The sequence below is a fragment of the Janthinobacterium silvisoli genome, from assembly GCF_014200725.1.
Classification (GTDB): domain Bacteria; phylum Pseudomonadota; class Gammaproteobacteria; order Burkholderiales; family Burkholderiaceae_D; genus Janthinobacterium.
Window position 1 is genome coordinate 546,700 of sequence record NZ_JACHCL010000002.1, and the last position, 20,031, is coordinate 566,730.

General features: G+C 61.0%; 18 protein-coding genes. 2 read left to right on the plus strand and 16 right to left on the minus strand.

All coding sequences use genetic code 11. The features are described from left to right. Window positions 1-127: 127 nt before the first annotated feature. Genes HDE75_RS12635 through HDE75_RS12655 form a run of 5 tightly spaced genes read right to left on the minus strand, consistent with a single transcriptional unit; the run spans window position 128 to window position 4,650 of the window. A complete protein-coding gene (locus HDE75_RS12635; protein WP_183677330.1) occupies window positions 128-1,099 on the minus strand; it encodes a tail fiber domain-containing protein in 972 nt (323 codons plus the stop codon). Continuing rightward, window positions 1,100-1,972 carry a hypothetical protein gene (locus HDE75_RS12640; RefSeq protein WP_183677329.1) on the minus strand — a complete coding sequence of 291 codons (873 nt, stop codon included), beginning with the start codon at window positions 1,970-1,972 and terminating at the stop codon, window positions 1,100-1,102. A 7-nt stretch (window positions 1,973-1,979) separates the two neighbouring features. Further along, complete coding sequence (locus tag HDE75_RS12645) at window positions 1,980-2,696, minus strand: hypothetical protein (RefSeq protein WP_183677328.1); 717 nt, start codon at window positions 2,694-2,696, stop codon at window positions 1,980-1,982. Further along, window positions 2,693-2,977, minus strand: a complete 285-nt coding sequence (locus HDE75_RS12650; protein ID WP_183677327.1) for a hypothetical protein — start codon at window positions 2,975-2,977, stop codon at window positions 2,693-2,695. The genes HDE75_RS12645 and HDE75_RS12650 overlap by 4 nt, the downstream gene beginning before the upstream one ends. After that, window positions 2,974-4,650, minus strand: coding sequence for a phage tail tip fiber protein (locus HDE75_RS12655; RefSeq protein ID WP_183677326.1), 1,677 nt, complete (start codon window positions 4,648-4,650; stop codon window positions 2,974-2,976). The genes HDE75_RS12650 and HDE75_RS12655 overlap by 4 nt, the downstream gene beginning before the upstream one ends. Here HDE75_RS12655 and HDE75_RS12660 point away from each other — a divergent pair. After that, window positions 4,631-4,834 carry a hypothetical protein gene (locus tag HDE75_RS12660; protein ID WP_183677325.1) on the plus strand — a complete coding sequence of 68 codons (204 nt, stop codon included), beginning with the start codon at window positions 4,631-4,633 and terminating at the stop codon, window positions 4,832-4,834. The genes HDE75_RS12655 and HDE75_RS12660 overlap by 20 nt on opposite strands. A gap of 49 nt (window positions 4,835-4,883) precedes the next feature. Here the strand turns inward: HDE75_RS12660 and HDE75_RS12665 are convergent, their stop codons facing one another. The 7 genes from HDE75_RS12665 to HDE75_RS12695 all read right to left on the minus strand — a co-directional run bounded on the left by HDE75_RS12665 (window position 4,884) and on the right by HDE75_RS12695 (window position 13,091). After that, window positions 4,884-6,353, minus strand: coding sequence for a hypothetical protein (locus tag HDE75_RS12665; RefSeq protein WP_183677324.1), 1,470 nt, complete (start codon window positions 6,351-6,353; stop codon window positions 4,884-4,886). Continuing rightward, window positions 6,350-9,640: a hypothetical protein gene (locus HDE75_RS12670; protein ID WP_183677323.1), complete on the minus strand. Its 3,291-nt coding sequence runs from the start codon at window positions 9,638-9,640 to the stop codon at window positions 6,350-6,352. The genes HDE75_RS12665 and HDE75_RS12670 overlap by 4 nt, the downstream gene beginning before the upstream one ends. A gap of 71 nt (window positions 9,641-9,711) precedes the next feature. Beyond that, window positions 9,712-10,122 (minus strand): phage tail assembly chaperone, encoded by a 411-nt coding sequence (locus HDE75_RS27070; protein ID WP_465052546.1) that lies wholly within the window; start codon window positions 10,120-10,122, stop codon window positions 9,712-9,714. After that, entirely contained in the window at window positions 10,056-10,499 is a 444-nt protein-coding gene (locus HDE75_RS12680) for a hypothetical protein (protein WP_183677321.1), read from the minus strand. Before HDE75_RS12680 ends, HDE75_RS27070 begins: the two co-directional genes overlap by 67 nt. Window positions 10,500-10,575: 76 nt before the next feature. Then, the gene (locus tag HDE75_RS12685; protein WP_183677320.1) at window positions 10,576-11,781 is read right to left on the minus strand and encodes a phage tail tube protein; all 1,206 of its coding nucleotides are present in this window, start codon (window positions 11,779-11,781) and stop codon (window positions 10,576-10,578) included. 319 nt (window positions 11,782-12,100) lie between these two features. Then, entirely contained in the window at window positions 12,101-12,634 is a 534-nt protein-coding gene (locus HDE75_RS12690; protein ID WP_183677319.1) for a hypothetical protein, read from the minus strand. 28 nt (window positions 12,635-12,662) lie between these two features. Then, window positions 12,663-13,091, minus strand: coding sequence for a MarR family transcriptional regulator (locus HDE75_RS12695; RefSeq protein ID WP_183677318.1), 429 nt, complete (start codon window positions 13,089-13,091; stop codon window positions 12,663-12,665). A gap of 151 nt (window positions 13,092-13,242) precedes the next feature. Between HDE75_RS12695 and HDE75_RS12700 the strand changes: the two genes are divergently transcribed. Then, complete coding sequence (locus HDE75_RS12700; RefSeq protein ID WP_183677317.1) at window positions 13,243-13,965, plus strand: S24 family peptidase; 723 nt, start codon at window positions 13,243-13,245, stop codon at window positions 13,963-13,965. 51 nt (window positions 13,966-14,016) lie between these two features. Here the strand turns inward: HDE75_RS12700 and prpF are convergent, their stop codons facing one another. From prpF to prpB, 4 genes are all read right to left on the minus strand, one after another. Continuing rightward, on the minus strand, window positions 14,017-15,207 hold the full coding sequence (prpF, locus tag HDE75_RS12705; RefSeq protein WP_183677316.1) for a 2-methylaconitate cis-trans isomerase PrpF: 1,191 nt from the start codon (window positions 15,205-15,207) through the stop codon (window positions 14,017-14,019). A gap of 96 nt (window positions 15,208-15,303) precedes the next feature. Then, window positions 15,304-17,898 carry a Fe/S-dependent 2-methylisocitrate dehydratase AcnD gene (gene acnD / locus HDE75_RS12710; RefSeq protein ID WP_183677315.1) on the minus strand — a complete coding sequence of 865 codons (2,595 nt, stop codon included), beginning with the start codon at window positions 17,896-17,898 and terminating at the stop codon, window positions 15,304-15,306. A gap of 14 nt (window positions 17,899-17,912) precedes the next feature. Beyond that, the gene (gene prpC / locus HDE75_RS12715) at window positions 17,913-19,067 is read right to left on the minus strand and encodes a bifunctional 2-methylcitrate synthase/citrate synthase (RefSeq protein ID WP_183677314.1); all 1,155 of its coding nucleotides are present in this window, start codon (window positions 19,065-19,067) and stop codon (window positions 17,913-17,915) included. Between the two features lie 25 nt (window positions 19,068-19,092). Continuing rightward, window positions 19,093-19,980, minus strand: coding sequence for a methylisocitrate lyase (gene prpB / locus HDE75_RS12720; RefSeq protein ID WP_183677313.1), 888 nt, complete (start codon window positions 19,978-19,980; stop codon window positions 19,093-19,095). Window positions 19,981-20,031 lie beyond the last annotated feature (51 nt).

Consider the following 20,031-nt stretch of genomic DNA (forward strand, 5'->3'; position numbering starts at 1 on the left):
GGTTCGATAGTGCGGCAGCGGATGCGGGATCTCAGGCTCCGCCGCCAACACTGCCTGGCCTACCGCATATTGCTGAAATAAAAAAACCCGCCGAAGCGGGTTGATCGATGGCGCCATAAACTTGCGATCAGGCAGCCGCTTCCAGTGCCGTCAGCCGGGCCTCCTGGCCAGCCGCAATAAACATGGCCAGTTCGTCGTAGCGGAAGGCGTAGCGGTCGCCGGCTTCCAGGGTCACTTCTGTGTAGGCTGCACGCGCTTCGATGGCAGGGTAGCCTGCGCTGGCGGGCTGAGCTGGCGTCACGACATTGCCAAGCGCATCCACCACCTCCGGTAGTGCCTCGGTCGCCGGCACGGCCGGCCGCGCCTCAACGGCCGCATGCTCGATGACCTCCCGCGCCCACTCGTCGTAGCAAATAAACCCGTAATTGAAAGGATCCAGGCCGTGCGATCGCATGATCTCGATGGCGCGTTGCACGGTCGGCCCGATGTGCTCGCGCGCGTCCGCCCCCTTGCTATGGACCGCATCACGCCAGCGATAGACGCCGATGGCGCGGGCCAAGTCCTTGGCAGCAGCTATCTCTGCAGCGTTCAGATCACGGAAATTACACTTCAGGCGGACATCGGAGGTGTTGATGGCACCGGTGCGGGCATACACTACGTTATACGCCAGCGGCGCAGAGCCGAGAGAATATGCGTTATCCGTGCGTGGGAGCAGGTTTCTTGCCGTGCTCACCTTTTCCCCGTCGATCAGGAACGCGGAAGTGAATCCGCCCCCACCTCCACTGTAAAATTTTATGGAATTGTTCACTGAGTCGAGTACCAAATCGTTCGCATTTCCACCTCGTAGGCCGCTCTCGTTACCAATGAAATACGTTTGAACATCCCCACGATAGCCCAATATTGCCGTCCCGTACGAGGGAACATTGGAACCTAACAGCGCGAATATTGCGGTTCCCGAACGTTGGTCAATCGTCAATTGCCCAGTGAGCGTTCCGCCCACCAACGGCAGCGCGTTATACGGGCCAGCCGCAAATGCGCCATACAATTGATTCAACCGTTCATTGACATTCGGCATGCCATCATAAAATGCATCAGCCATTTAAATTCCTTCGATTTGTAGTGGTGCGGAATAGGTTTCAAAGTACGGCGTGGCCACCGCGTCGATATTGCTGGCTTTGCCATACAGCATGTGGTCTTGCTCCAGCAGCGGGTCAGGGTCTTCCGGAAACAGGCTGAACAACATGGCCTTGCCCTTGCCGTTTTCGCGCAGGATGCGCATCAGGCGGGCACGGTCCATCGGCGTCAGATGGGCCAGGGTGATGCTCAGCTTGTCGCTAGTGCTGCCCCTTGCGGTTTTCAGGTCGCCGGCGGCCGTGCGGTAATCTTCGCTGCTGTCCTGCACCAGTAATTGGGCGCCGTAGTCGGCGTTGTATTCGGGCGACCAGTAATTGCCGGCCACCAGGCGCGATATCTCCAGGTAGCCTTCAGGGCTTTGCGGGGACCAGACATCAATCACCAGCTTGCGCACGCGCACCGGAGCGAACCAGGCCACACCATCAGAGCCACCACCATGCCCCCAGGTGTTCACCCCACCTGTCTTGTAAGCGTTCCAGCCCAGTGGCAGCACGCCCCAGGGGAAGGTACCGTGCACGGCAGCGCGGCATGGAAAGGTATTTTCGGTATTTCCGGTATTTCCGGTGTCGAGCACAGGATTGGTGTCGCCAGGCTGGGCATAGCCGCGCACCCGCATACGGGCGCTGCTCGTCATATTGGTGAAGATCAGCGCCACGCAGGCAATCGACTCCTGTGTCGGCCAACTAGCGGTGATGGTTTGTCCGATGCCGGTGGCACGCAGCACGGCGCTCTTGCTATCGCGCTGCAGGTTGGCCGGACCCAGCGTACCGACCTGGCTTGATGCGGCAAGCACGGCGCGGTCGGCGGCGTTATCATGCAAAATTCGGAGATTGTTCATTGCGCCTCTATGGAAGAAATTGGCCATCGACCACAAAATACGGTGATGGGTCGGTGAGCGTTGATCCCTGCGGCGGGTTACCGTGCATCGCCCCGGAGCGGTAAATAAGTCCCGGCGAATACGCGACGCTGTTGTCGGGCGCGCGCAGCAGGAATTGGCGCCGGTCGGTTTTGAAATAATTCACCTCGTCGCTTTCGTACTGAACGTCGTAAAACGGGCTGCTGCCGATGGCCACGGGGCGAACGATCGCCGGCAACTGCGCCGGAGTGGTTAAGTCGCCGGCAGCAAGTGGCAGCGTGATGTTGGGCACCGAAAAATCGTGCGACAAAACACCGCTGCTATTGCGCAGGCGTAGGCCTCCCCCTGCGCCGACGGTATCGGGAGCCAGAGTGGAAAATGCCCACACGTCTACGGCGAATTGCTGATCGAATCCCTGCACATCTGGGTTGGCACCGCAGTAGACGCCGATCGTGTTAATGCCATTGGCGTAACCAGTACTGACCACGCCGACTCGGCGCCCCACCGGCAGATCGAACGCCCATAGGATAGGCCGATCCGAAGCGAAGCGGTAGGAGGAATAGCCAGCTACGCGCGAGCCGCCCAAGGTAGACGAGGGCTGCACCAGCTGGGTAAACGCTGCCCGGCCGATACATTGCGTGCCCAGGGAATCGCGGTGCACCACCAGCTCGCCGTGCTGGTTGCGGAGAATGAAACCTCGGCTCATTTCAGGTAGACCCCCACAGTGTAGTTTGCGCTGGCCGACATCGCCACGGCTGGAAAAACAAATCGCGGGTAGCCCATGACTTCGTCATACAGCCAGTTGCTGTGCATGGAGCCATCGCTGTACACGACGATGGGCGTGCGGCCGCGCGGCATGTGCGGGAACGACAACACGGTCTGAGCGCCAGGCACGCGAAACATGCCTAGGCAAACGCCGCCGGCGGCGCGCCGCGAGTTGAACACCACCACCCCGCCATGCCGGATTATCAGGCCACGGTCGGTCACAGATAATCTCCCAGTTCAATGTAGGGAAGCGCATTTTGGCCATCGTAAAAATACAGCCCCGCGCCAATTAGGTCATATCCTGCTCCGGCGCCCGAGTTGCCAGCCGGGCCAGACCGCGAGGGGCTGCGCACCAGTTGGAACGTGCCAGTAGCGCCGGAAAGCTCCCCGTAGAACGTCGCCTTGCCCCCTGCGCTTTGGAATTGCGGCGTATAAATATCGCCATTGGCATTCATTTGGACATATTTCCCTGTTCCGTAATTACCCAATCGCAGCCCTTCTGGCCCCAGGTAAAATCCACTCTGCCCCACAGACGGCCACTGATAGCTGTCGTACCCGCCGCCAGCAACACTGCCACGTAGCCGCACATTGTTGGCATAAAAATCACCAGTGCGCTGCAGGTACCAGCCACTGACCCCGGCCGCGTAATTGCTGGACCAAATATCCCCGCCAATTTTGGCATTGGTGATCGAGGCATTCTGGATAAACGCATCGGATATATATACGCCGATGGGTATGGTGACGCCCCCGATCACGGTTTCGGTCGCACGGACAATGAAGGGAATCGCCGATGGGATGCTGCTGCCGAGCGGCGCCGCGATAGAAAACGTAGTGGCGCGTACGCCAAAGCTCACCTGGCGCCCGCCACCTATCACCTCGAAGCCGCCGGATACGCCGTCCGCATCCACCTGCACGCCGTACTTTGCCACCACCCCTTTCACCGAATCCGCCGTAGCATCCGCCTGCACCTTAACGGCCGCATATTTATCCACCAGGCCTGTAATCGGGTCTGTCAAGATGGCCTGCGCCTGCTGCAGGAACTGCGCCGATGCTTCGGCGCTGCCCTTGGCGTTGTTGGCTGCGCTCGATGCGTTTTGGCTGCTAATTACAGCAGACTGAGCACTTTGGCCTGCGGTATTTGCTGACTGCGCCGCTACGATGGCGGAATTTTCCGCTGCGGCCGCCGAACCCTTGGCGTTCGTGGCGGATTGGGCAGACTCCCCGGAGAATGAGCTCGCGCGCGCCGCCTCCGTTTCCGCCTTCGCTGCTGAACTGGCAGAACTCACCTCATACTGTCCTGCCCGGCCCACAGCCTTATCCGCGGCAGCTTCGGATAGCGCGGCAGCAGCGGCAGATGCCGCCGCCGAGGCAGTATCTCCGTACGTTTCCTCCAATTTTTCAATCAGATCAATTTTGCTGCTCAAGCTTGAAGCTAGCTGATCCTCGGTCAGCTTCTCTGTCAGCACGCCCAGCAAGTGCTCAACCTCGGAATTGGATGCGCCAACAGTGCCACTGCTGTTGTTGTAGGGACCCGGAATCGATGCACGCGAAATGTAGCGTATCCAGTAGTAGCGAAACACGCCCGCTCCTACCGGGTCCGTAAACTCACGACCGTCAGCACGCCCGACCAGCGCCGCTTTGCTGAAATCATTCACCGTCGCACGCCACACCTCGGTGTGTGACAGGTTGTTGTAGTTGACAGGAGGCGCGGCCCAGGTCAGGGAAATCGTCGCAGGATGGCCGGTGGCGGCCAGCCCGGCCGGCGCAGGTGGCGGGCGCAGGTCCAGCATCTGCTGCTTGGCAAGCGTCTGGCGGGCGTAATAGGTCAGACCATCGATCACCGTGGAAGCCAATACCGTCACGATACTGCTGCTCATGTCTTCGAATTTGAGCACGGCGCTCCCATTGGCTACCGTCAGTGGCACGGGTGGCTCGCTGGAAAAGCTGATCTCGCCTACCGCGCCCAGCATCAGCGCCGACAAGGTAATGGCCGATGGCGTGGGCACACCTGCCGCCGACACTTCAAACATCGTGGCGCTGGCTGTCAGCAGTAGCGCACGGTCGATGGGGGCCGCATAGCGCGGCACCGTATTCATGATGAGCGTATCACGCTCTCCAATAATCGCGCTCATACCAGCACCCCCACCGTCACGCGGCCCGTCAGCCAGAAGCGTGACAGCAGCACCACTACGCCGGGCACGCCATCCTGCAGGCCGAAGCGTTCATTGCGCAGCCACACGGGCTGCCCCAGTTCCAGCATCATCATCTCGGGCTCTCCATCGAATTCATAAATCGTGCGCGGCACCTGGTTCAAGGCCAGGCGCCGCGCCGCTTCCGCCCTGGCGTCGGCACGCGTCTTGAGGCAGGTTTCAATCTGCACCGGGTCCACGTTCAAGCGGTGACGCGCACGCACCGCCTCGTCAGCCACTGTTTCGGTCAACCACTCGGTGGCGTACAAGTCCGCATGCGCCGGCGGAATGCTGGTCGTCAGGCCGGCTTGCACGGTCCAGTTGCGGTCGAAGGCGATCTTCACGGCGGCCACCACCGGCAGGCGCGCACCGGGATGCAGCGACCGCTCCTTCATCTGCTCGGGGCCGATCTCCACCGGCACGCCGGGGGCCGGCAGCGCAATCTGCACCAGGCGCAGCTTGCCAGTGCGCGACATCAGCGCCTGGGCGCCCACGCTGGCCGCCAGTTGCTGGATCGCTTGCGCCTGGTTCGTGCGGTCGGCTACATACAGGCCCACCGGTTGCGGGTGGGCGGCGTCGAAGGCTGCCAGGTTGGCCAGATCGAGGTCCGCTTCCGTAAAGCGGTCCTCGGCCTTGCCGTAAGCGGTGGCAATGCGCCGCACCAGCGGTGCGATACGCGGTGCATAGCCACTCCCTTTATCGCCCTGCACGCTGGCCGTGATCGTGGTGGAAAACGGATCGGTGGTCAGATTGAAGCGGCCCGCCTGCTCATTCAAAGCCACAGCAATCGGCTTGCCATTGGTGCGCACCTCGAAAATAGATTCCACCGCGCCCAGAAAACCATATTCCAGCGTGGCGGGGTTGGTCAGCAGCGGCGCCACGTTATGGCATTCGCCAAACGGAACCGGCAGGATCGCGTCCTTGTTTTGCGTCGCGCCCCCCAGCTTTGCTTCGCTGATCGGCGTGTTCAGGCGCTGAAGCTTGTCGCGCAATACCAGGTTGACCGACTCGCGGCCCGGGCTGGCCACGTCGGCAATCACGCCATCGAAAACCAGCTGAAAATCGGTGCGCGGCCAGGCCGGATCGCCCACCCATACGCGGATAGCCCGGTTCATCCAGACATCGTCCAGCCAGCCATCGAGCGCGCCATCGGCGTTATCGAGTTCGATATCGCCGCCCGACAGGCCCGCCTCGCCCGTCAGGCTGACCTGCTCGGTGAAGGCCAGGCCGCCGGTGGCCAGCGGCAGGTACTCGGTATTGGCCGGTACTTCCTGCGCACCGGTGACATACGGCCGCGAAGCGATATAGCGCGTTAGCTCGCTGCCGGCCACGTTCACCTGCGCCTCGATCAGCACCATGCGGATGGCCGATGAACTTTGCAGCCATGAGATCCATTGTTCATCGTTCATGCGTACTCTCCTTTCACTGTATTGGCCCAGGCCGAAGCCCTGGCCGATTGGTCGACACCGTCGACCACCATGCGCGCGGCATTGGTATTCGATTCGATCGTGGCCTGGATGGTGGCGCCCGTCTGCGCCCGCTGATCGGCACGCAAGCCTTCCAGCTCTTCACGCATGGCCTGGTTGTCCTGGCGCAGGCCGCGAATCTCGGCCACCAGGGCGTCGGAACCCAGGTTGACCGCCGCCGAGTAGCGACCTGCGTCGAACACCACTGGCGTGGCAGGACCGGCCAAGGCAGCCAGCGCCGAACCGGCAGGTGGATGACTGAACTGCACACCCAGACCGGACGCACCACCCATCGCTGCCTGCAAGTTGGCGATGGCCTGGGCCACCGTCAGCACACTGTCGTTGACGGTGATCAGACCGGACACCTGGGCATTGAGCGCATCGAGGCTGGCCTGCTGCACGTCGACTTGCGCCGAAGCCCATTTCAACGCCTCGCTGTTGGCCGCCATCACGCGGGCATAATCGGCCGCGTACCTGGCGTCCGATGCATTGACCACTTGCGACGCCGTCAGGAAAGCCTGCTCGGCGGCAGACAAGCCCGATTGCGCCGTGGTGTCGCCGGCATTGGCCGCAGCCAGCGTCTTCTCGAACTGCGCGCGCGCTTCGGCGTACTTTTGCTCCGGTGTCAGCGTGGACTGGGCACCCAGCACCATGCTGGAATTCAAGCCATTCAGGGTCGCCACCCAGGATTTGGATTTTTCCAGCGCCGACTTGGCCGCTGCCGATTCAGTTTCATAAGCCTTGGACAGCGCATCCTTGGCATTGGTGACCGCCTTGGCAGCCTGCACCTGGTCGAACAAGGACTTGTTGACGTCGGCAATACCCGCACGCTGGCTAGCCAGCAGCTCGGCAGAACTCTTTGTCAGTTCGTTCAATTGCTGCTGCAGGTCCTTGTGTTCGCTGGCGATTTCACTGGCGGTTTTACTGACTACAGCCAGATCGCCCGTGGCGGCAGCCAGATCCGCTGCATAATCGGCAGCCATCTTGAACGGTTCGGCCAGCGCCAGTAACGATGCGTACAGCTCCGCCGCGCCTTCCCGGCCCGTCGCCACGCCATCGGCGGCTGACAGGACAGCAGCCTTGAAGCCATCCATCGTCGTCACGCCAGCCAGGTTCAACTTGCCCATGGCGTCGTGGACCGACTTGGTAATCGGCGCCATGCGTTCGGCTTCGGTAAGGAAGTTCTGCACGAAAAAGCCGGTACCGCTGGTCAGCTTGTCGACACCGCCAGCGACGTCAATCAGGTGCTCGCTCAATTTCACCGCGCCCAGGCCAGTCGCATTGAACGACTTGCCCAGCACTGCCAGCACATCCGTCACCTGCATATAGTTATTGGCAACCCGGGCCAGCGTTTCCAGGTAGCCTTCGCCCACCTTCTGGTACGTCTCCAGGCCGCCCACGCCAAACTTGGCCATATCATCGCCCAGCTTGGAGAATGCGGCTTCCAGCGCTTTCTGGATTTCGTCGCCTTTCAGGTCTTTCAGCGAGATCTTGCCCAGGTCGACCACGAAGGTCTTCAGCCGCGCATTGAATGCATCGCCGCCTAAACCCAGCATGCCGGCCGCAGCGCCAACGGTCTCGGACAGGCCAAGTATGACTTTGGTGAACTGGTCATTCGCCTCGCGGTCCAGACCGTTCAAGGCCGTGAGTCTCTTATCGCCGGAAAACCAGCCGCCCGATGTTTTGGTATCCGTGTATTGACTGGCCAATACACCGCCGGTTTCAATACCTCCCAGCGTCGCCTTGTTCAATATCAGACCGGTATCGGTCGTGGTGGTTTTGCCGCCAAAGATGGAGCCCAGCACGCCGCCCGTGATTTTCCCAATCAAGCCGCCCGTCAGCTTATCGATTGCCAGACCGATGACGCCACCTGCGACTGCAACAACCAGCGCCGAAGAGCCAAATGTCGCCGCACCTCCCTTGCTATCGGGAGCCGTGGCGCCGGTTACGCCAGAATTACGCACCAACAATCCGCCCAAGCCACCAATGCCTGCCACCACCTGGCGCAGCGAATTGGCCATCGACGCGGAGTAGGCCAGGCCCAGGCCGGAATTTTTCTCCATGATTTCCAGCGAGTTCGCGATCGAATTGCTCTTGGCATTCGAGTCGCCCAGCACCGTGCCGGTGCCGGTTGCAGCCTGGCGATCCTTGGCGGTGGTATCGGCGCCACCACCGCCACCGGAAACAGCGACCCCGATGGCCAGCAGCATGCCGGCCACCATCGCAAACGCACCTATATTGGCAGGGAATGGGGCCGTCAAGGCCGATGCCAGGGCTGACACGCCATAGGCGCTGGACTTGGCCGTTTCCGCGGCAGTGACAGGCCCGACCGATGCGACCGCACCGGCAACCTCTGTTGTTGTCGCTGCTGTTTTCGCCGCCGTCACCAAAGTAATATTCGTCAGCTTTTCAAACAGGGACTTGGCATTCATGGCAAATTCGTATGCACGAAATCCCCTTTCCACCTTTTCCATCAGCTCATAGCCGGTGGAATGCGCGGTGAAAAATCCTTTTGCGGCTGTTGCCATGTCGTGATACTGCTTGACCGTCGACATATGCCTTTTATCTTCTGCTTTCTTCTTGGCATCCGGATCATCCTTTGCATCAACCATGTCCTTGGCAAAAGTGAAATTGATATCATCCTGCGCCTTGCGAAAGCCCAGCAAGGCGGTAGTCACCTTACCGATCGTGCTGCCGACATTGCCGAATGCCTGCTCAAGCTTCTTGCCAAATACGACGGCAAACTCGGCCGCCTCCTTCCATTCCGCTTCGCTGTACTTGCGCTTGGGCGCTGCCGGGGCGGCTTTTTCCTTGGCCTTGGCGTCTGCTGCCGCCTTACCCGCCGTCTCAAGATTGGCATCGCTCTGCTCTTCCGATACGAAAGCGCCATACTTTGCTCCCGCACCGGCTGCAGCGGGAGCGCCGGCGGCGCGCAGGGCCGCGAGCCGCGTGTAAGCATTGCCCAGGCCGCTGACCAGCTTGAAGGCGTCGGCCATCGACTTCGCCTCGTTTGCATTGAATGTCCCCAGCGCCTTTGCGGCAGCAGTCGCATCGCGCGCCTGCTCTGCCTGGGCGCGCAGCAGCAGTGCCGACGATTCCGCCTCCGAATTGGCTGCCTTGAGGCCCTCGGCGGCAACCAGACTGGCTTCGCTCAGTGCTTTCAGCACTTGTACCGCATCGACTCCCTTGCTCAAGTCGAGGCTAAGTTTTAATTCTGTTATCTCTGGCATGGTTGGCCCATAAAAAAGCCGCGCATGGCGGCCTGGTTGGAAAGTGCCAGCATGGACGCTGGCGGCGTGCGCTAGGCTTTGGCATGCTGGTGCGACAAAAACAGTGCATCGAGCCGATCCAGCAACTGGTGCTCGAAAGGCTCGATGGCGATGCCGTGGCGCGCCTGCCAGGCGAGAATCTCAGTACTCGCGATAGGGTTGACGGCCATGCCGTTCTGGCGCTTGCCATTGAGCTGGGCAAACCACTCCCACACGTGGACCAGTTCGAACGGCAGTGATGGCGCCGCCTCTTCGGGCGGCGGGCGGTATAGCGGATGGCGCCGGGCGGCATCGATATGCTCACCCTTGGCATGGCCGTCGGCCGCGCGCGCGCCGCGCTCGAACTGATGGCCCGCGTAGCGCAGCAGGCTGGCCGTCAGAGTTTCAAAAAATTCGACTCGTTTTCCAGCGCGTTGGTGACTTTTTCCTGCCAGGTCGGGTATTTTTCAAACGCCGCTTCCAGCAGCGCAGCATCGAGCGGCACCGGTGCGCCATTGCTGGTAAAACCGTACCAACCCGTCACCACGGCCAGCGCCAGACGTTTCTGGTTGCCGTCGATGGCTTGCACCAGCAGCTCGGCGCCTTCGTCGGTCGAGGCATCGATGGCCGTCTTGCGGCGTGCCGATTTCTTGTAGCCTTCGGCACGCACGGCGTTGTTCGCCACGCGATACTGCTCGCTGTTCTTTCCGACGATGGTCAGGCCGGCAACCGCTTCGCCGTCGGCGTCGAAAATGACGGGTACGTCGAAGGTGACAGGAGCGGCCACCGCATTGATGTTGCCGATGTCGAAGCCTGCCTGGATTTTTTGTGCGTTGTTCATGTGGTGTGATGCTTTCTGATGAAGTGAAAATAAAAAGGCCGCCACGCGGGCGGCCATGGAGCCAAGCGTCAGCCGCTTACAGTGCGCTGTCCTGGATGGTCAGGGTGGTCGCTTCGTGCTGCGCATCGGCACCCTGGTAGCGCAGGACGTCGAAGGCGCAGGTGACGATCTTGTTTTTCTCGCCGTCGTCGATCTTGGCCGAGGTGACCTTGATACGGCCCATGGCCAGCGCCAGCACGTCGGCGTTAGCTGCAGTGCCCGACGCCATGGCGTAGGCCAGCGGGATCTCCGTCTCGGACTTGAAGTAGTCGAGATAGGTGGCGTCCTGCAGCAGCACCGTGAATTGGCCCGAGCCCAGCACCTTGCCACGCGAGGCGGCCGTGGCGTACTTGGAGCCGATCACCGGATCGACCTTGACCTGGCCGTCCAGCGACACCGACATGCCGGTGCAAATCTGCGATGGAATGCCGTTGACCGACAGCAGAGACGTGGCACCCGAGAACTTGCCGGCGCCCGGCGCGGCCACTGGCGTGGGGAAGTACGGTACGGCCGTGGTCGGGCCTTCCGCCTTGCCCATCAGGGTGAAGTCCACGCTGGTGATGCCGTTTGGTTGCACCGCAATATCCATCTTGCTGACCAGCTGGTCGACGAAGCTGCGGTGCACGCCGACGCCCGGGTCCTGCACTTCGACCGTGAACCAGTCGGTGGTGTGGCCTTTCAGTGGAGTGAAGCTGCGCTTGCCGACGGCAGCCACGCCGACCGAATCGCCAGCCGCCTTGACCACGATGGCCGAACCGTCCATGAACTGGCCATTCAGGTTGGTGGCCGTCACGGAAGTCACAAAAAAGTTTTTCGCGTTGTTGACGGTAGCCGGCGCTGTCATGCCGCTGATGCGCACCACGCTGCCGGCGCGGAAGCCGTCGGCCAGCCAGGAGCCGGCGCTGCGGGTCAGGCCGGTAGCACCAGCGGCGATGGTAGTTTGCGCGGCGGTGACGCCGCCCGCCGTGAAGTCGCGGCGCAGCAGCGCAGCCATCAGCGGTGCGTAGGTGCCGCAAGCCGCTTCGGCCTTGATCGCGCCCGAGGTACGGAAATTGCCCAGGCGGGTATCGCCCTGCTGCTGGCTGGCGTCGATTTCAGCGCTCGCATATTTGTCTGCTTCGGTGTCGAAGGTGGCCGTGACGCGGGGGTAAATCTGGCCGCCGCCGGCAGCGGCTTTGCTGCCTTCTGCTGCCTGTTTGCTGATAACGATCAAGCTGTCAATGCCGTTTGCTGTCGATGCCATAGGTAGTGCCTTTCATGGGATGAAAAAAAGACCGCCGGGGCGGTCTTGGGGTGGAACTGCAAAAGTGAAGGAGAAAAGAAAAAGCCCGCGCACGGTGAGGTGGCGGGCTGGTGTCTGGTTCCAGGGCGTGCGAAAACCCTGTGGGACTATTTGCTGAATCAGGTTCTCTTATCGGTGTCGCGCCGGAAGCACGTCTATTACGAGTGGAGAAGCATGTGGTGTTGCGTTGCGAATGTGCTGCTGTGTTTAAGTTATTGCGTTATCGAGGCTCCATTATGGGACTGTTTTTTTCCTGTCACGGCATATTGCAAAAACTTTTTCAGCGTCCCAGCCGGCGCATGGCGCGGGCGCCGTGGGACTGGAAAATACTTTCCAGTTCGCTGACCATATCCTTGATGCGCTCCAGTTCAAAACCGCCGGAGCAGCTGATAACTGCCTCGCCGCTGCCACTACAAGCCTTGCAAATGCCGTGCACGCCAGTTGCTTCGACGCCGGTGCCACGGCAAGCCTTGCATTTGCTGTCCAGCCAGTGCGCCAGCGAGGCTTCGGCCACGCGGCGGTACAGGGTGTTGGCTGCCTGAGCATCCCAGGCCGTATTGGCCTTGACCCAGCGCCGCGCACGGCCTTTTTCGCTGACGGCTGCGGTCCAGGTGCGCAGCAGCTGCGCCAGGTTGGCGGCATTGCCTTCGAACAGACGGCTGATGCTGCCATCCGCATATTTCACGCGGCACAGCAAGGCGCCCATGTCGCCAGCCAGCGCCGCGGCCGCGATCACGTCCAGGCTGTGGTGGTGGGCATCGCCGCGCAGATTCTGCGATGACAGCGATGCGATGTAGTGTTCAGCAAACCCCATGATTTCTCCTCGTTGATTCTTTATTCTGTTACTGCCGGTTGTGCTTGCGCGCCGGCCCGAACAGCGCTTCCACCAGCGGATCACGACCTGCTGCACCGTGTGTCCAGCTTGATGTGTGGCGCACCTGGGGTGGCAGTTCAGCCCAGCCGTCGCCTTCGTCGTCGAGCGCGCCCGGCCCATACAATGCGGGCCGCTGGCGCCCAGGTTCGGTGCAATGGCGCTGCGCCAGATGGATCATGCCGCTGCCGCACATATGGCGCAGGTAGCGGCTCATGGTGCCCGCGTCCAATCCCAATAAACTGGCCAGCTGGGCGGCGCTGGCCTGGCCGTGTTCGGCGATGTATTGCACGATGCGGGCGATATGCAGCTGCGATTTCTTGCTGCGCCCCTTCAATTCACGTGGCCCCTGCGGCGCCGCCCGCCCCCGCGCTCCCTGACTGTTACTCGTAATCAACATGCTAGACCTCCCCCTTGTACTTGCCCGGCGTAAGACGCTGTTGTGCGAATTTGCGGCAGGCAACAAGTAGACTTTATCAATCGCTAATGTTAAAGTCAAGCATTTGGTAATTTATCAAACGGTAAATTTAAGGTCTAATATGGAGATGAATATGTATCAATACAGACGCGATCGCCTCCTGATGCTGATCGGGGAACGCTACGACAACACGCGCAAGAAAATTTCCGACGCCAGCGGCTGGAGCGAGGCACGCATTTCGCAAATCCTCTCGCCCACTTATCGCGACGGACGCGCCTTCAGCGAAAAGATCGCCCGCAAGCTGGAGGCAGACCTGCAGCTAGCCAGCATGTACTTCGACCAGGGCGCCGCGCCCGACCAGGAAACCCTGGCGGCGCGTGCGCTGGCCGGTGGACAAGCGGTGGTGGTGGCTGGCGGAACGGATGAGGAAGACGAACGGTTTTACGCCATCCGCAAGGTGAAATTGCGCCTGTCGGCCGGCATCACGGGTTTTGCAATCGAGCCGGAAACGCATGACGGCAGCACCATCAGCGTGCCGCGCGGCTGGGTCGAACGCAATGGCTACCACCCGGACAAACTGGTAGCCATCAAGGTCAAGGGCGAGAGCATGGAACCGGCCCTGTACGAAGACGATGTGGTGATCATCAACACGGCCGACAACCGGCCTGTCGATGGCGTTGTGTTTGCCGTCAACTATGAAGGCGAACCCGTGGTCAAGCGACTGGCGCGCGATATCGGTGAGTGGTGGCTGACCTCGGACAATCCCGACCAGCGCAAATACCACCGCAAGATGTGCCGTGGCAATGAGTGTCTGATCGTTGGCCGGGTCGTGCGCAAGGAAAGCGAACGCATATAAAAACGGAGTTCATCGTTCGATAAACTCCGCTAAAGTACTTACTCGTCTGCTCTACAAGACGTCTCCTGGTATGCGCACCATACCTTCCATCAGCACGCGCGCGCTGCGGCTCATGATGGCTTTCGTCACGCTCCAGTTTCCATCGACCTGTGCCGCTTCCGCGCCCACCATCAAGGTGCCGGACGGATGGCCGAAGCGCACACTATTGCGCTCACCGCCGCCCGCGGCCAGATTCACCAGCGTGCCAGGGATGGCAGCTGCCGTGCCGATGGCCACTGCCGCAGTACCCATCATGGCGTGGTGCAGCTTACCCATCGACATGGCGCGCACCAGCAAGTCGATATCGCCCGCCGCTACCGGCTTGCCGCTGGACGACACATAACTGGCCGGCCTGGCGACGAAAGCCACCTTCGGCGTATGCTGGCGCGTGGCTGCCTGTTCCAGATTGGTGATCAAGCCCATGCGCAGAGCGCCGTGCGCGCGTATGGTTTCAAAACGGGCCAGCGCCTGCGGGTCGCCATTGATGGCGTCCTGCAGCTCCGTACCCGTATAGCCTATGGCATCGGCATCGACAAAGATGGTGGGAATGCCGGCATTGATCATCGTGACTTTCAAAGTGCCTATGCCGGGCACTTCCAGCTGATCGACCAGATTCCCGGTCGGGAACATGGAGCCACCTGCGCCCTCTTCTTCAGCAGCTGGGTCAAGAAATTCCAGTTTGACTTCGGCGGCCGGAAAGGTCACGCCATCGAGTTCAAAGTCACCCGTTTCCTGCACTTCGCCATTCGTGATGGGCACGTGGGCAATGATGGTCTTGCCGATATTGGCTTGCCAGACGCGTACCGTGGCCACGCCATTGTGCGGAATGCGCTCGGGCGCTACCAGGCCACCGCTGATCGCAAACGAGCCGACGGCCGCCGACAGGTTGCCGCAATTGCCGCTCCAGTCGACAAAGGGCTTGTCAATTGAGACCTGGCCGAACAGGTAATCGACATCGTGGCCAGGCCGGCTGCTTTTGGACAGGATCACCGTCTTGCTGGTGCTGGAGGTGGCGGCGCCCATGCCGTCGATCTGCTTGCCATACGGGTCGGGACTGCCGATCACGCGCAGCAGCAGTGCATCGCGCGCCGCACCGGGCACTTGCGCACTGGCCGGCAAATCCTGCAGACGAAAGAAGACGCCCTTGCTGGTGCCGCCACGCATATAGGTGGCGGGAATTTTGATTTGGGGTTGGTGGGTCATGTTAGGTTCCGCAGAGGTTCTTTGCCTGCACTGCGAGGACGGTAGCATCCCCGCAGCAGAAAGCTGGGGTCAGACCCGGCGGATCTGACCCCTGGTTTACGCTGCCTTGGCCGACTCAAGGAAATCTTGAGCGAAGCGCTGCAAGACGCCACCGGCCTCGTAGATCGACACTTCTTCCGCCGTATCCAGGCGGCAGGTGACGGGCACTTCGACTGTCTCGCCGTTCTTGCGATGGATGACCAGCGTCAGGGTGGAGCGCGGTGTGCGCTCGCCCAACACGTCGTAGGTTTCACTACCATCCAGGTCCAGGGTCTTGCGGTTCACACCCGGCAAAAACTCGAGTGGCAAGACACCCATGCCCACCAGGTTGGTGCGGTGGATACGCTCGAACCCTTCGGCCACGATCGCTTCCACGCCAGCCAGGCGCACGCCCTTGGCCGCCCAATCGCGTGAAGAACCCTGACCGTAGTCAGCGCCAGCGATGATGATCAGGGGCTGCTTGCGCTCCATATAGACCTCGATGGCTTCCCACATGCGCGAGATTTTGCCTTCCGGCTCGATACGCGTCAGCGAACCCGCTTTCACCTTGCCGTCTTCGATCACCATTTCATTTTTCAGGGTCGGATTGGCGAAAGTGGCGCGCTGCGCCGTCAAATGGTCGCCACGGTGGGTGGCGTAGGAATTGAAGTCCTCCTCGGGCAAACCCATTTTGGCCAGGTATTCACCGGCTGCGCTATCGAGCATAATCGCGTTCGAAGGCGACAGATGGTCGGTGGTGATATTGTCGCCCAGGACAGCCAAAGGACGCATGCCTTTCAAGGGGCGCGCGCCAGCCAGCGCGCCTTCCCAGTATGGCGGCCGGCGGATATAGGTCGTTTGCGGGCGCCAGTCGTACAGCGGGCTGACCTTGATACCATCGTCCTGCTGCGCGGCGAACATGGGGATATACACCTTGCGGTACTGCTCCGGCTTGACGCTGGACGCAACGATGGCGTCGATTTCTTCGTCGGACGGCCAGATATCCTTGAGCAGGATAGGCTTGCCGTAAGGGTCGTGGCCCAGCATGTCTTTTTCGATATCGAAGCGGATGGTGCCCGCGATCGCATACGCGACCACCAGCGGCGGCGAGGCGAGGAAAGCCTGCTTCGCATACGGGTGGATGCGGCCATCGAAGTTGCGGTTGCCCGACAAGACCGCCGTAGCGTACAGGTCGCGCGACACCACTTCGTCCTGGATCACCGGGTCGAGCGCGCCCGACATGCCGTTGCACGAAGTGCAGGCGAAAGCGACGACGCCAAAGCCCAGTGTTTCGAGCTCCGGCATCAGACCAGCTTCCTGCAGATACAGTTCCACCGTTTTCGAGCCTGGCGCCAGGGATGATTTCACCCACGGTTTGCGCGTCAAACCCAGGCGGTTTGCGTTGCGGGCGATCAGGCCGGCCGCGATCATATTGCGCGGATTGTTCGTGTTGGTGCAGCTGGTAATGGCGGCGATGATGACGGCGCCGTCCGGCATCTTGCCCGGCTCGTTTTCCACCACACCCGAAATGCCGCGCGCGGCCAGTTCCGAGGTCGGCACGCGGTTGTGCGGGTTCGACGGGCCGGCGATATTGCGCACCACGGATGACAGGTCGAAGCTCAAGACGCGCTCGTACTCGGCGTCTTTCAGGCTGTCGGCCCACAAGCCTGTTTCTTTCGCATACAGTTCGACCAGTTTTACCAGTTCATCATCGCGGCCCGTCAGTTTCAGATACTTGATGGTTTGCTCGTCGATGTAAAACATGGCGGCCGTGGCGCCAAATTCCGGCGCCATATTGGAAATCGTCGCGCGGTCGCCCAGGGTCAGGTGCGAAGCGCCCTCGCCAAAGAATTCCAGGTAGGACGAGACGACTTTCTGCTTGCGCAAAAATTCCGTCAGCGCCAGCACCGTGTCGGTCGCCGTAATGCCAGGCTGCGGCTTACCGGTCAGCTTGACGCCAATAATGTCGGGCAAACGCATCCACGAGGCGCGGCCCAGCATCACGCTTTCCGCTTCCAGGCCGCCCACGCCGATGGCGATCACGCCCAGCGCATCGACCATCGGCGTATGCGAATCGGTGCCAACCAAAGTGTCTGGATAAGCCACGCCATTTTGCACCTGAATCACGGGCGACATGCGCTCAAGATTGATCTGGTGCAGGATGCCGTTCCCCGGCGGGATCACGTCAACGTTTTTAAACGCTTTCTTGGTCCAGTCGATGAAGTCGAAGCGGTCTTCGTTGCGGCGGTCTTCGATAGCGCGGTTCTTGGCAAAGGCGTCGGGGTCGAAACCGCCGCATTCGACGGCCAGCGAATGGTCGACCACCAGCTGCGTCGGCACGACGGGATTGACCAGGGCCGGATCACCGCCCTGGGCTGCAATAGCGTCGCGCAAGCCGGCAAGGTCGACCAGGGCCGTCTGGCCCAGGATGTCGTGGCAGACCACGCGGGCCGGGAACCATGGGAAATCGAGGTCGCGGCGGCGTTCGATGAACTGGCTCAGCGAGGCGTTCAAGGTCGCAGGATCGCAGCGGCGCACCAGGTTTTCAGCCAGCACGCGCGAGGTGTAGGGCAAGGTGGCGTAGGCGCCTGGCTGGATGGCATCGACCGCGGCACGCGTGTCGAAGTAGTCTAGCTGGGTGCCCGGCAAAGGTTTGCGGTGCAAGGTGTTCATGATGTTGATGCCCATTATTTGCGGTCTTTGATCGGTACGAATGCCAGGTCTTCAGGACCGACATAATTGGCGCTCGGGCGGATGATCTTGTTGTCGATGCGCTGCTCGATGATGTGGGCGGCCCAGCCCGAAGTGCGCGAAATGACGAACAGCGGCGTAAACATCGCCGTCGGCACGCCCATCATGTGGTACGAAACGGCCGAGAACCAGTCCAGGTTCGGGAACATATTCTTGATTTCCCACATCACCGATTCCAGGCGCTCGGCGATGTCGAACATCTTGGTGGAACCAGCTTCCAGCGACAGATTGCGCGCCACTTCCTTGATGACTTTATTGCGCGGATCGGAGATCGTGTACACAGGGTGGCCGAAACCGATCACCACTTCCTTGTTGGCGACGCGCTCGCGGATGTCCGCTTCTGCTTCGTCAGCGTTGTCATAGCGTTTTTGAATATCCAGCGCCACTTCGTTTGCGCCGCCGTGTTTCGGACCGCGCAAGGCGCCGATAGCGCCCGTGATGGCCGAATGAATGTCAGAACCCGTGCCGGCGATTACGCGGCTGGTAAAGGTGGAGGCATTGAATTCGTGTTCCGCGTACAGGATCAAGGACGTGTGCATGGCTTTTTCCCACGATGCCGACGGCTTTACACCATGCAGCAGGTGCAGGAAATGGCCGCCGATCGAGTCGTCGTCCGTTTCTACTTCGATGCGCTTGCCGTTATGGCTGTAGTGGTACCAGTACAGCAGCATGGAGCCGAACGACGCCATCAGGCGGTCGGCGATATCGCGCGCACCCGGTGCATTATGGTCGTCCTTTTCAGGCAGGGTGCAGCCCAAAACCGACACGCCGGTGCGCATCACGTCCATCGGATGGGCGCCAGCCGGCAAGGCTTCCAGCGCCTGTTTGACGGCCGACGGCAAGCCGCGCAAGGATTTCAGCTTGGCTTTGTAGCCTTTCAGTTCAGCGGCGGTCGGCAGCTTGCCATGCACCAGCAGGTAGGCGATTTCTTCGAACTCGCAGCTGTCGGCCACGTCCAGGATATCGTAGCCGCGGTAATGCAAATCGTTGCCGGTCTTGCCTACCGAGCACAGGGCCGTGTTACCGGCGGTGACGCCGGACAGGGCGACGGATTTTTTAGGCTTGAAAGTGGCGGCTTGTGGTGCGGTCATAGTCTTCTCCAAAATATAGTAATGATTACTTTTTCTGCGCAGCGAATAATGCGTCCAGCTTTTGCTCGAATTCGTGGTAATTGATCGACTCATACAGCTCCATGCGCGTCTGCATGGTATCGAGCACGTTCTTTTGCGTGCCGTCGCGGCGCAGCGAGGTGTAGACGTTTTCGGCCGCCTTGTTCATGGCGCGGAAGGCCGACAAAGGATACAAGGCCAGGCCCACGTGGGCGCTGCGCAGTTCGTCCAGCGTGAACAGCGGCGTGGCGCCGAATTCGGTGATATTGGCCAAAATCGGCACGTTGACAGCCTTGGCGAAGGTGGCGTACATATCGAGATCGGTGATCGCTTCCGGGAAGATCATGTCGGCGCCCGCTTCGACGCAGGCGACGGCGCGTTCCAGCGCGGCATCGAGGCCATCGACGGCCAGCGCATCGGTGCGCGCCATGATGACGAAGTTCGGGTCGGTGCGCGCATCGACGGCGGCCTTGATACGGTCGACCATTTCTTCCTTGCTCACGATTTCCTTGCCCGGGCGATGACCGCAGCGCTTGGCGCCCACCTGGTCTTCGATATGCAGGGCGGCCGCGCCGAACTTGATCATCGATTTCACCGTGCGCGCCACGTTGAAGGCGGACGAACCGAAGCCCGTGTCGGCGTCGACCAGCAGCGGCAAGTCGCATACGTCGGTAATGCGGCGGATATCGGTCAGCACGTCATCCAGGCTGGAAATGCCCAGGTCGGGCAAGCCCAGCGAGCCGGCCGCGACGCCGCCACCGGACAGATAAATGGCCTTGAAGCCGGCGCGCTTGGCCAGCAAGGCGTGGTTGGCGTTGATGGCGCCGACCACTTGCAACGGGGATTCTTCCTGGACGGCCTTGCGGAACGCTGCACCTGCGGAGTATAGACTCATGTGTTCACCTATGGAATGTCGAATGTTTCATGGACTTGCTATGTGGCATAG